Origin of the sequence: Marinomonas rhodophyticola (assembly GCF_026113935.1) — a bacterium.
In the GTDB taxonomy this organism is placed as follows: Bacteria; Pseudomonadota; Gammaproteobacteria; order Pseudomonadales; family Marinomonadaceae; genus Marinomonas; species Marinomonas rhodophyticola.
Genome location: NZ_JAPEUL010000004.1, coordinates 580,093 through 592,997, shown reverse-complemented (window position 1 = coordinate 592,997; position 12,905 = coordinate 580,093). Strand labels below are relative to the sequence as shown.

Below are 12,905 nucleotides of genomic sequence, written 5' to 3'. Positions count from 1 at the left end.
ATAAAATGTTTAAATTTACATCCCCATATAAATTTACATTTTGTTACAATGAAATTCTCGCGGATAATATCGTCTAACCTGGCCGTATTCAATAGGTCTTAGAAAAGATACAAGAACCACCTCTTATTGATACTTTTTAGATGCACTTTTAAAAATAGTATTGAAATGCCACAACTATTCGTTGCATTAAATGATTGATATTAAAGAATTTAATAGAGGAGAATTTAGAAAAATGCTTTTTACCTATCGACAAAAAGCATTTTTTGCATTTAAGCTAAATAATTAACGAGATTAAAGTGTGCTTTTTAAGCCCAGTTCTAAGCCACGAACTTCCGCCAAACCTTTCATTCGACCCAGTTTTGAATAACCCGGTTTAGTATTTTTTTCTAGGTCGTTAAGAATTTGGTGGCCATGATCTGGTCGCATTGGAATCAAACTCGGCGCATTGTTGTCATTACGCTTTTTCTCTTCGACAAGAAGCGCACGAACTACGCCCACCATGTCCACATCACCACCAAGGTGAGACGCTTCATGGAAGCTTCCAGCCACCTCTTCACGCTTAGTTGAACGTAAGTGAGTAAAGAAGATACGTGATCCAAAACGGTTCACCATGTCCACTAAGTCATTGTCTGCACGAACGCCGTAAGACCCTGTACATAAGGTAATGCCATTTGCAGGGCTTGGCACTGATGTCACCAGCCAATCAATATCGTCTTTCACAGACACCACGCGTGGTAGGCCAAGAATCGGACGTGGTGGATCGTCAGGGTGAATCGCCAAGCGCAAACCACCTTGTTCAGCAGCAGGTACAATTTCTTCTAAGAAAAGTTTTAGATGCTCACGCAGCTTGTCTTTGTCGATACCTGCGTATTCATCCAATTTTTCACGGAACTGCTCTAGGGTGTAGCTTTCCTCTGAGCCTGGAAGACCCGCAATAATATTCGCGACCAAACGGTCTTTGTCTTCTGGCTTTAGGTTTTCTAGAAACACTTTTGCTCTGGCTTTCTCGTCATCACTGTATTCAGATTCTGCGCCTTTGCGCTCTAGAATGTACAATTCAAACGCAGCAAAAGCGGTTTGGTCAAAACGTAAAGCGCGAGAACCATCTGGTAATTCGTAATCCAAATCGGTACGAGTCCAATCCAGTACAGGCATAAAGTTATAGCATACAGTGTCGATGCCACATTCAGCTAAATTCAGCAAAGTTTGCTTGTAGTTTTGAATGTACTCTTTGTAATTGCCTGTACGCTTTTTAATATCTTCATGGACAGGGACACTTTCCACGACAGACCAACGTAATGAATGAGCTTCTATCATGGCTTTGCGCGCTTTAATCGCTTCCACAGGCCAGACTTCGCCATTGGGGATTTCATGTAAAGCCGTGACGACACCCGTTGCCCCAGTTTGACGAATATCCGTCAAAGTTGTTTCGTCGTTTGGTCCAAACCAACGCCAAGTATGTTCCATTTTATCCTCCGAAATTCGCAGTGTTGTTATTTGATAGTCTGTTGTTGAATAACAGACATTCTGTAACACCGCTTGAAATAATTGTTTGATAAGCATTCAATACAGCACGAGAAAACATCTCGCTTTGACTGAGTGTTGTTGAAAAAATATCGTTCAGTTTTAGCGCTTCGCGCACCAAGCTTTCAGGGTCAGCACAACGACCATGAAGCTCACTTAATGTTTGCGCCATGGGGTCATCAACCTTGTGTTGATTGCCTTCAAGGTCTTCACCGCGCACATAAAATAGCCATGCCGCTACACCTAACACCGTTGCATTTAGATCGCCCTGTTTTGCATCATTCGCCAAACGCTCTTCCGCACCATTTAACCAGCGCTGAGGAATTTTTTGCGATCCATCCATCGCAATTTGCGATAACTGATGCTGCAAACTGTCGTTGGCAAAGCGGCTCACTAAACTGTCAATATAGGTTTGAACCTGTACGTTTTCAGGCAAATCCAAAGTTGGTGCCGCTTCAAAACTCATATAGTGACAAATCAAGTTGGCAAACTTTTCATCCGCAACCGCTTGCGCCACGGTTTTGTATTTGGCCGCTAACCCAACATAAGCAAGCAAAGAGTGACTGCCGTTTAACAAGCGCAGTTTCATGGTTTCAAACGGGTGAACGTCTTTCACCATTTGCACGCCGTCATGCTCCCAATCTGGTCGACCTTGCGGGAAATTATCTTCTACTACCCATTGACTAAAGGCTTCACACATCACGGCATTTTGATCGTGACAATTAAGCTCCTTCTGCAATCGCTCACGGGAAACCTCCGACATGGCTGGCACAATTCTGTCCACCATGGAGCTTGGAAATGCCACGTTGCCTTCAATCCATTGAGCAAACTCTGCTGAACGATGAGATGCCAACTCACAGACCGCACGACGCGTTAAACTGCCGTTATTCGGCATGTTGTCACAAGACAAAATAGTAAACGGCGGTAGATTCAATTCTTTTCTGCGATACAAGGCTTCAACCAAGATCCACAGGTGCCGTTTTCGGTGTCGTTGGGTTCTGGATGTCATGCTGAATACTGGGATCATCCTGACGCAATGTTTTGTCCGCGGGCGCTAGGTAATAGCCTTTTTCAGTAACGGTTAGCGTTACAATTTTGGTCTTTGGCGACACCAGCTTTTCAAACAAAGGCTCTTTATCTGTCCCAGCAAACAAGGCATCACGAATCGCGTTGATTTCACGCAATTCGACATTCTGGCTGTCTTGGTATTCCGCAATATGGTAGCGGCAGCCATTGGCTTTAAGTTCGTCAACCAGTTGGCTATTCGAGCGAATATTCACGGCACAAATACCCCAATTACCACCTTGATTTCGGTTGAGATTTTTCTCTATATAAACGGCTTGATGCGCACGATGAAAAGCGCCCAATCCAATATGAACAATGCCAACATCCACCATTTCTGGTGCGTATAAGGTATTTGTTGTTTTTATGCTAATCATGATGATTCCTTATGTTTTTAGAGACCAGTACCTTAAAAACCAAAGTACTTCTTGGCATTTTCCGAACAAATCCCTTTTACCATCTCGCCCAATAACGCCATGTCTGCTGGCGCTTCGCCTCGTTCAACCCAACCACCAATCATCTCGCACAACAAACGACGGAAATATTCGTGGCGAGTGTAAGATAAGAAACTACGGGAATCAGTTAGCATGCCCACAAATTGGCTCAATAACCCCATTTGCGCGACACTGGTTAATTGGCGCTGCATACCATCGAGCTGATCGTTAAACCACCAGCCAGAGCCAAATTGCACCTTGCCTGCCACACCACCACCTTGGAAGTTGCCAATCATGGTCGCAAGCATTTCGTTATGCATAGGGTTCAAGCAATACAAGATGGTTTTTGGCAGCTCATCAGTTTGATCTAGTGCATCTAAGAAACCCGCCAAAGGTTCTGCAAAAGCGCGGTCATCCATGGAATCAAACCCAGAATCACCACCGACCAACTTAAACATACGAGTGGCATTGTTACGACGGGCACCAATGTGCAACTGCATCACCCAACCACGCTTGGTGTATTCTTTGCCCAGCCACACTTGTACTGCCGCGGAAAACTGGGCGATTTGTAGTTCGCTCAGTGGTTTGTCATCCATACGCTGACGGAAGATAGCATCTAAATCCGCCTCACTCGGCTCTTTCGCAAAGCGCATGATCTCAATACCATGATCCGCACTTCGACAGCCGTGCGCATCAAATACGTCAAGGCGTTGTGCTAAGGCATCGATTAAATCGCGATAACAAGTGATGTTTTTGTTGGCCGCTTTGCCTAACTTTTCCATGTAGTCTTTAAAGCCAACATGATCTACCTTGAAAGCACGATCAGGACGCCAACTAGGCGTTACGGCAATATCAAACGTGGAATCATTAGCAATAAACTTATGATGCTCCAGGCTGTCGGCTGGATCGTCCGTTGTGCCAACCATTTTGACATTCATCTGCTCCATAATACCGCGAGCAAAAAACGCTGGCTGTTGGAGCATTTCATTGCATTGATCCCAAATGGCATCCGCTGTCTTAGGTGAAAATAAGATATTGCTAATGCCAAAAGGACGACGCAGCTCTAGATGTGTCCAATGGTAAATTGGATTACCAATACATTGCGGGACGGTTTTCGCCCACGCTTGGTATTTTTCTTTAAAACTGGCGTTGCCTGTTACTAAGCGCTCTTCAATACCCGCTGTGCGCATAGCGCGCCACTTATAGTGATCGCCTTCTAGCCAGATTTCTCCTAGGTCGGAAAACTGGCGGTTCTCAGCAATTTCTTTTGGGCTTAAGTGACAGTGATAGTCGTAAATTGGCTGGTCAGCCGCGTATTCATGATACAAACGTCTCGCCGTTTCGCTGGTCAGTAAAAAATCTTCGTTCATAAAGGGTTTCATGTCATCTCCTTCGCTTACAACACGTCACTGAATGCAATGTCTTGATTCGGCATGACACGCTTACCATTGACATAGAAAGGACGTCGTTCTGTTTCTGGCAATACAAAACTCACCTCTTTGTAAGCAGGCTGCCACTGCCCTTCACGGGATACCTTCAAATCAATGCGTTCCAAGCTAGAAGAAAGAGTCATATTCAGTTGCAGATATTGACCATCAAGATAATTTGTTGATACACCATCATCATCAAATACCGACAAATCACGCTGCCCCGTTCCCTTGAATGGGAACACTAGAAATTCGCGATGGGTGTCCTGCTCGGCATCCACATGAGCAATACGACGACTGGTGGTAATCACACTGCCGGCGCGCGCCAACAGCGGTAACTCTTCTAGAGCCGCTGACAAGGAGATATCCTGACCGCCCGCATACCAGTTTTTACGGTGGAAGTCATACCAACCGTCGCCGTTATCTGGCAAATACACAGGACGTACCCGCTGGCCTTGCTCAACCACAGAAGCGACCAAAAGGTCTTTACCTAGCATGAAGTCATCGCACTCTTCATAGGTGCGTGCATCGGCTTCGTGATCCAAGAAAGTTGGACGTAGCATAGGTTCGTGGTGTTTGTGAGCTTGCCATAATAAGTCATATAGATACGGCATGAGGCGGTAACGTAGCGTCATGGCATCACGAATGATGGACGTCACTTCTGGATACATCCACGGTTCGTTAACCGTTTTATCGTCGTTCCAAGAGTGAATGGTAAAACGTGGGTGCATGACACCATTTTGTACCCAACGCACAAACAATTCAGGGTCTGGACGATCGCCTGAGAAACCGCCTACGTCATGACCGACGTTGTACAAGCCAGATAAGCTCATGCCGACACCCATGCGAGTGTTGTAGCGTAGGGTTTGCCAGTTAGTGCGATTATCACCGCTCCATGTCTGAACATAGCGCTGCATGCCCGGACAACCAGAACGGGAAATCAAGTAAGGACGTAGGTTAGGTGCAAACTCGGTTTGAGCTTCAAAGGATGCGCGCATCATTAACAAAGGCTGCAAAGGACGAATCAATTTAATAGGGATTTGCTTACCAAAGCCCATACAACGTGCATTACTGTCCCAAACTTCATACTCGTTGTTATCATTCCAAGTAGAATCAATGCCCTTTTCTAGCAATTGTTCGGTGACATTCTTTTTCCACCATTGGATGGTATTTGGGTTAGTAAAATCCAAATGTGAGCCAGAATCATCCCAAAACTGAGAAGACTCAGGTGCGTCGAATTCAGAGTCTTGAATGAATAAATTTTGCGACGCCACTTCTTCGAATCGTGGGTGATCTTGCAACAAACAAGGCTTGATGTTAGCCGCTAATTTAAGACCAGCTTGATGGAAATCTGCGCTCAGCTTATGAGGGTCTGGCACTTTACTGGTATTCCAGTTAAATACGTAACGCTTGTTACCAATCGAGGTGTAACCCGATGACAACTGGAAAGAATCGCATGGCATACTGTGATTATCGCAATGCTCAATAAACTCCCCCAACTGCTCTTGGGCATTGTCGGCGTCGGTATAAGACATAGTAGAACCACTGTAACCAAGGCTCCATTTCGGCCCAAAGATAGTACGCCCTGTTAGACCAACATAGGTTTTAGTGACGTCCACCACCTTTTCACCATACATGAAGTAGAAATCGAGATCGCCTTCTTCTGCATGGTAACTACGGTAGTAACCATGGTAATTGTCTAGCTCATTACCCAAGTCGAACCAGCTAGTGGACAAATTGTCATAAAAAATACCAAAGCTGGCTGCCTCGGTTTTCGTAATGTAAAAAGGAATATGCTTGTACAGTGGATCGGTGTGTTTGGCATCGTAACCCATGGCATCGATATTACGCATTTGGTAGCGAGAGCCATGACGGTTTAGGTCACCAGTTTTTTCTCCCAATCCGTAATACTTTTCAGACAAATCACGCGCCATATAATGATGAATGTCGTTGCTTTGAACACCCAACATATAAGCACCACTATGACGATCTGCAGCAAGATAATGCCAATTGCCAGCCGCGTCAGCGTATTCCCATGTTAACTTCAATGGCTTCGATAAGGTCACACGCAGTGATGCGGTGGTAATGCTGAGCTGGTTATCCTGTTCTGCGACGGTGAATTCTGGACAAGAAAAGCCTTCCGTGCTCATACGGTCGCGGCCTTGCCAGCTCATTTCACTGCCATTTAGACTGTCATTTGGGGAAACACACCAGCTGTTTTCGAGTTGTAGCTTACCGTTCTTTTTCAGTAATACTCGAATCACGTTGGATTCTAAAACGAAAAAATGCAAAACATGACGGCCATCGCATTCAATGTCCACACGGTTATTTTCAGCGCCAAGAAGCTTCCAATTATTAATCGGCTTCATAAAAATCTATCTCCAAACATCGTTAAAATCTGCAAGCTTCTAAACTAGTATCCAAGCAAAAGAGAAGGTAAAAATAGGCTAATTTCAGGAATGAAAGTCACCGCCAACAACGCCACTATTAACAAACCAAAAATAGGCAATAATGGCTTAATCACTTGGTCAATTTTGACACCACTTACCGAGCAGCCAACAAACAGCGCACTGCCTACAGGTGGCGTACAAATACCAATACATAGGTTAAATGTAAGAATGATGCCGAAGTGAACAGGATCGATACCCAGTTCTAGGGCAATGGGTAGAAAAATAGGTGTAAAAATTAACAACGCTGGTGTCATATCCATGAAGATACCGACAATCAGCAAAATTAAGTTAATGATTAACAAAATGATAATTGGATTATCAGACAAGGCCAATAACGCATCGCTCACTGCATAAGGAATATCTGCGTTGGCCATCGCCCATGCCATGGACATGGATGCGCCAATTAGCAACATGATCATCGCTGCCGTCATAACCGAGCCAAGAATGATATTCGGCATATCTCTCAAGCTGACCTCACGATAAATAAGCGCCAACAACAAAGAATAAACAACAGCAATCGCTGAGGCTTCTGTGGCGGTAAAAACACCGCCGATAATACCGCCCATAATGACCACAATAAGTCCCAAACTAGGCAAAGCTCTGAAGGTAATCTTACCGGCCTCCCCTAAAGTAACTTTCTCTGATACTGGATAGTTTTTCTTTTTCGCCACCACAGCAACAGCTAACATTACACAAGCGCCCATCAACAACCCGGGTAAATAGCCACCTAAAAACAAAGCACTGATAGAGGTGCCGCCTGAAATAAGCGAGTAAACAATCAAGGCATTACTAGGAGGGATCAACAGCCCAGCAGGACTAGAAGTAATATTAACGGCCGTTGAAAAAACGGGATCATAACCGCTTTTTTCTGCAATGGCGCCATGGTACCACCCACCGCGGCGGCGGCGGCCACTGCTGAACCAGAAATCGACCCAAAAAGCATGTTTGCAATCACGTTCACGTGCCCTAAAGAACCCGGCAAGCGACCAGCAAGTAACTTAGAAAACTCAATGAGACGAAGCGCCAATCCTCCTCGGTTCATTATATTGCCAGCAAGAATAAAGAATGGAATTGCAAGCAAAGTAAAGCTATCCATGCCCGAAGCAAGCTTTTGTGACACCACCGACAGCGACGCATCAAAAGGCAGCGATACCATGATAGACAATAACGAGGCAATCGCGATGGAAAAGGAAATGGGTACACCAAGTACCAACATAGTAAAAAAACTACCGAATAAAACGAGTGCTACTAACCATTCCACGTTTTTTATCCTTATTATTAGAATTTATGAAGAACTAAACAGGCTACGAAAAGACGCTATTATTTAGCCTGTAAAGCATTTTAATCTTGCGTTGGAGCAAAAATATCCCGTAATAAATAGAGAATCATGCAGATACCGCTGATCGGAATGGCAGAATAAACCAACCCCATCTCCAACCCTAAAACCGGTGAAATCTGCCCAACACTTATCGTTTTAAGCACTAAAGAGCCGCCACCAAACACCATAATCACCAAGGCAAAAAACAAACCAATTAGAGTAATTACCAATTGCAAGATGGCCTTTTTTCGCCCATCCAACGCGAGCAACATAAAGTCCATTGCTAAGTGCTTTTTCTGACCTAAGGTAAACGCCGCGCCTAACAAACCAACCCAAATAAATAGAAATCGAGCCAATTCATCCGTTGACGTACTGGGTGCTCCCAATACATAACGAGAAAACACTTGCCAAACCACACAGGCCACAAGGGTCACCATCAAAGTGACGCAAACAGTCGATAATATGCGGTCTACCACATAAATAAATTTCGTCATTTACCACCTCCAGAAGGGATAAAAAGCCCACAATGGCTTTCACCAATCGACAACATATTGAACCAAACATTAATTTTGGTCAACTAACTAAACCAGATTGGTTGACCAAATTGAATATGCGTGCAATTATGCAGACTCATAACGACACACCCTACTTATCCGAAAACGTTAAAAATAATATAAAAATACTAAAACGGAGATTTACAATATGTTAAAAATCAAAAAAACTAAGCTGCATGTTGCCTCAGCACTACTATTAGGTGGTTTGATGAGTGCTTCATCAATGAGTTTCGCAGAAACTCTAAAGCTGAGTCACAATGGCGACACTAAGTCTCCAGTTCATAAAGCACTTAAATTCTTTGCAGATGAAGTAGAAGAAAAAACCGATGGAGATTTAAAAGTACGTGTCTATCCAAATGGCCAATTAGGTACACAGCGCGAGTCTTTAGAATTGTTGCAAAGCGGCGCACTAGATATGGCTAAGTCAAATGCCAGTGAACTTGAATCATTTGACCCAGTTTATGGCGCTTTCAACATTCCTTATATCTTTAGAGACCGCGAACATTTCTATCGCGCACTAGAGAGTGAAGATGTTGGACAAAAAATTCTAAGCTCTTCTGAAAAATACGGCTTTGTGGGCGTCGCTTATTTTGACGCAGGTTCACGCAACTTTTACACATCGAAGCCTGTTCACTCTCCTGCTGATTTGAAAGGCATGAAAATTCGTGTTCAACCAAGCCCTAGTGCAATCAAGATGATGGAGCTAATGGGAGCCTCTCCTACGCCACTACCATTTGGTGAGTTGTATACCGCTCTTCAACAACGAGTTGTTGATGGCGCAGAGAACAACATAGGTGCAGTAACAACCTATCGACACGGTGAAGTGGCCAAATACTATACTCGTGATGGTCATGCGATGATTCCTGATGTGCTAGTGATTAGTACTAAAACGTGGGAAACACTGTCAGATAAAAACAAAGCTGCCGTTTTAGATGCTGGTAAAGAAGCTACCGCTTACATGAAAAAGATTTGGGGTGAATACACTGAGGAAGAGTTGGTAAAAGCAACTAAAATGGGCGTTGAAATCATTGATGTTGATAAAGACCCTTTCATTGAAGCCGTTGCTCCAATGTTCCAGGAAGCAGAGCAAAACCCTGTTATTGCTCCTTATGTCAAGGCGATAAAAGCACTCGACAAATAAGTTAAATCAAGCGACTCTTATCTTAGTGCTATTGTTGTAGTGGTAAATAAGAGTCGCCCATCATTCGCACGTTTCTTTTTAAAATACAACTGTCTCTAATTTCTTCATCGAATTGGCTAAAGTAAAGTAGAAAGCTATGATAAATACTCTTGTAAAACCAAAGCGCCTATACCAAGAGGTGGGACTTAAGTTATACGAGGAACTTAAGCAAGGCCAATATAAGATAGGAGACCGCTTACCGCCCGAACGCGATATTGCTGAGCAATTAGGCGTGAGCAGAACCTTACTTCGTGAAGCATTAATAATGCTTGAGCTGATGGAGATTGTCGAAGTTCGCAAAGGCAGTGGCATTTATCTTCTAAACCAACCGACTAACATTAAATCATCTAACAAGTTTGAGGAATCTCTAGATAATAATGATGTTGGTCCTTTCGAGATGATGCAGGCAAGACAATTACTCGAAAGCCATGTTGCAGAGTTTGCAGCCACTCAAGCGACCAAAAAAGATATCATAAAAATGCGTGATGCATTAGAGCTTGAAAAACAAAACATTGATATTCTTGATAATGATCATGCCGCTGACAAACTGTTTCATCTAGCCATTGCAGAAGCAACGCAAAACAGTGTTTTAGTTGATCTGGTTGAAAACCTCTGGGAGCGACGCGAAAATAGCCCTATGTGGAAGCAATTACACTCTCATATTACAGATCAAGCTTACCGTAAAAAGTGGTTAGTTGATCATGAGAATATTCTCTTAGCCATACAACAAAGAAAACCCGATGGTGCCCGCATGGCAATGTGGCGACACTTAGAAAACGTGAAAGATACGTTAATGCTATTATCTGAACATCAAGACCCAAATTTTGATGGCTATTTATTTAGCTCTAACCCTGTTCAACCACCATGTGGCTAATCAGATAAACTTCCCTTATTGACTAATAAGGGAAGTTTATCCCTCACCCATCCTTTTTAAGATACTCTTTTTAACAAATCTCGCTCTCCCCTTCATTGCCGTCTATGCATTCTTAGTCTATCTATATTAAAGAGAGATTTTTATAAATGGAATGAATGATGGATCATAATGTAACCACAGAAAATTCCCTTCTTTTTAGTAACAAACAATTAATGGACGATCGCTTCTTACAGCAATTGGTTGGCTGTTTGCCTATGGGTGCTATGATCGTTAACACAGAAGCACACATCCTATTCGTGAATGATTCATTGGCTGAAATATTGGGCTATTCGACCACGGAATTAATTGGTAGGGATATTGATTTTTTACTACCTGACGAACTTAGATCAAGCCACAAACATCTAATGAGTCAGTATTTTAGCCAACCTCGCAAACGGCAAATGGGGGCAGGCCAAGCGCTGCATGCAAAACGTAAAGATGGTGTGTTGATTCCCATAGAAATTGGCCTAAATCCGGTTGAGCAAGATGAGCACACACTGGTATTGGCGACTTTAATTGATCTGACACCAAGACTGCGCGCCAATAATATGTTCCAGCGTTCTATACAGGACGCACCTCATGGTGTATTGGTGGTTGATGAAAGTGGCATCATTCGTGTCACAAATAATATGCTTTGTGAGTGTTTCGGCTACCATCCTGAAGAGTTACTCAATCAGCCTCTTGATCTCTTATTACCGGAACGCTACCGACACCATCACGGTGATTTGCGTCGCTCTTTTCATCAAAACCCAATGCCTCGGATGATGGGCATTGGACGTGATTTAACGGCTTTGCACAAGGACGGGCGTGAATTTCCAGTTGAAATAGGCCTAAGTCCTTTTGAAGATGAGCACAACAACAATATGGTGTTCGTGTCTTTATTAGACATCACAAAACGTAAAAGAATGGAGCAGGAACTGCGTGAAATTAATACCAATTTAGAGGAGTTTACCTATGTTGCATCCCATGACCTACGTTCACCATTACGCGGTATTGCGGATTTATTAGAGTGGATTAAGGAGGACCTAGGAGCAAACACCTTACCAGATGTGAGCAATAACCTAGATCGCATTGGCATTCGTATTCAACGCATGGAGCAGCTGATTGATAATTTATTAACTTATGCCCGTGCAGGAAAAAAAGACGCCACTCCCCAACAAATTGATCTAAATATTCTGTTAGATAACGTTTTTGAGTTACTTGAAATACCAGAAGGTATGCTTTTAGAACGCGATATTCAAATAACACACTTTATTTCGACATGGATTCCGCTTGAAACCGTCATGCGCAATCTTATTAGCAATGCGATTAAACATCATGACACACAAGTAGGAAAAATTTTAATACGCTGCGTTGTAGAAAATAATTTCTGTCATTTTTCAATTTGCGATGATGGGCCAGGGATTCCCACTGCGTCACATGAACGTATTTTTCGATTATTTCAAACAATCACGGCAAGCGAGCGTGGTGGAACAGGTATTGGTCTTTCCGTCAGCCGGCGGCTGGTTGAGTCGCATGGCGGACGCATCAGCGTAGAAGCCAATCAACATCAGCGAGGTGTAACTTTCCACGTCTGGTGGCCCCGTTATTTAAGGAAGGATAACCATGATTAGAGAATTAAGTGTTTTAATCGTTGAAGATGATGACGTCGCTGCAGAATCAATTACTCGTGGACTGCGAAAAGTGGCTCCAGATATCCATTTGGTCTATGCAGAAAATGGTCAAATTGCCATAGACATTTTAAAAAAGCAGCATCCAACTCGGGCCTTAAAAACCCCCTATTTAGTATTATTAGATTTAAACATGCCAATTATGAATGGCTTTGAGTTCTTAGAATACATTCGAGATGATGAGGCATTGCAGGATACTGTTATTTTCATTCTTACCACCTCAAATGATGATAATGACCGATCTCGTGCCTATGACAATAATGTCGCGGGCTATATGGTTAAATCTTCAGTTGGTCCGCAGTTTGCGAAGCTAGCTGCACTTTTGCATGCTTATAAAAATGCAGTCGAACCAAATCGCTGATTCAGGAGGAAT

10 protein-coding genes and 1 pseudogene are annotated in these 12,905 nt (G+C 43.4%); 4 read left to right on the top strand and 7 right to left on the bottom strand.

The window, feature by feature from the left end:
- Nucleotides 1–291: 291 nt before the first annotated feature.
- The 7 genes and pseudogenes from uxuA to ONZ52_RS03515 form a co-directional block, all read right to left on the bottom strand.
- Complete coding sequence (gene uxuA / locus ONZ52_RS03540; RefSeq protein WP_265217302.1) at nucleotides 292–1,467, bottom strand: mannonate dehydratase; 1,176 nt, start codon at nucleotides 1,465–1,467, stop codon at nucleotides 292–294.
- A 1-nt stretch (nucleotide 1,468) separates the two neighbouring features.
- Nucleotides 1,469–2,533 (bottom strand): mannitol dehydrogenase family protein, encoded by a 1,065-nt coding sequence (locus ONZ52_RS03535; RefSeq protein WP_321160250.1) that lies wholly within the window; start codon nucleotides 2,531–2,533, stop codon nucleotides 1,469–1,471.
- A complete protein-coding gene (locus ONZ52_RS24585) occupies nucleotides 2,481–2,963 on the bottom strand; it encodes a mannitol dehydrogenase family protein (protein WP_321160249.1) in 483 nt (160 codons plus the stop codon). The genes ONZ52_RS03535 and ONZ52_RS24585 overlap by 53 nt, the downstream gene beginning before the upstream one ends.
- A 32-nt stretch (nucleotides 2,964–2,995) precedes the next feature.
- A complete protein-coding gene (uxaC, locus tag ONZ52_RS03530) occupies nucleotides 2,996–4,402 on the bottom strand; it encodes a glucuronate isomerase (protein ID WP_265217301.1) in 1,407 nt (468 codons plus the stop codon).
- Between the two features lie 14 nt (nucleotides 4,403–4,416).
- Entirely contained in the window at nucleotides 4,417–6,816 is a 2,400-nt protein-coding gene (locus ONZ52_RS03525) for a glycoside hydrolase family 31 protein (protein ID WP_265217300.1), read from the bottom strand.
- A gap of 44 nt (nucleotides 6,817–6,860) precedes the next feature.
- Nucleotides 6,861–8,113, bottom strand: a pseudogene (locus ONZ52_RS03520) (TRAP transporter large permease).
- Between the two features lie 125 nt (nucleotides 8,114–8,238).
- Nucleotides 8,239–8,709, bottom strand: a complete 471-nt coding sequence (locus ONZ52_RS03515; protein ID WP_265217299.1) for a TRAP transporter small permease — start codon at nucleotides 8,707–8,709, stop codon at nucleotides 8,239–8,241.
- Nucleotides 8,710–8,917: 208 nt separating this feature from the next.
- Here ONZ52_RS03515 and ONZ52_RS03510 point away from each other — a divergent pair, with 208 nt between their 5' ends.
- From ONZ52_RS03510 to ONZ52_RS03495, 4 genes are all read left to right on the top strand, one after another.
- Nucleotides 8,918–9,910 (top strand): TRAP transporter substrate-binding protein, encoded by a 993-nt coding sequence (locus ONZ52_RS03510; protein ID WP_265217298.1) that lies wholly within the window; start codon nucleotides 8,918–8,920, stop codon nucleotides 9,908–9,910.
- A gap of 136 nt (nucleotides 9,911–10,046) precedes the next feature.
- Nucleotides 10,047–10,823 carry an FCD domain-containing protein gene (locus ONZ52_RS03505; RefSeq protein WP_265217297.1) on the top strand — a complete coding sequence of 259 codons (777 nt, stop codon included), beginning with the start codon at nucleotides 10,047–10,049 and terminating at the stop codon, nucleotides 10,821–10,823.
- A 158-nt stretch (nucleotides 10,824–10,981) separates the two neighbouring features.
- Complete coding sequence (locus ONZ52_RS03500; RefSeq protein WP_265217296.1) at nucleotides 10,982–12,475, top strand: sensor histidine kinase; 1,494 nt, start codon at nucleotides 10,982–10,984, stop codon at nucleotides 12,473–12,475.
- Nucleotides 12,468–12,893 carry a response regulator gene (locus ONZ52_RS03495; RefSeq protein WP_265217295.1) on the top strand — a complete coding sequence of 142 codons (426 nt, stop codon included), beginning with the start codon at nucleotides 12,468–12,470 and terminating at the stop codon, nucleotides 12,891–12,893. The genes ONZ52_RS03500 and ONZ52_RS03495 overlap by 8 nt, the downstream gene beginning before the upstream one ends.
- The last annotated feature ends 12 nt before the right edge of the window (nucleotides 12,894–12,905 follow it).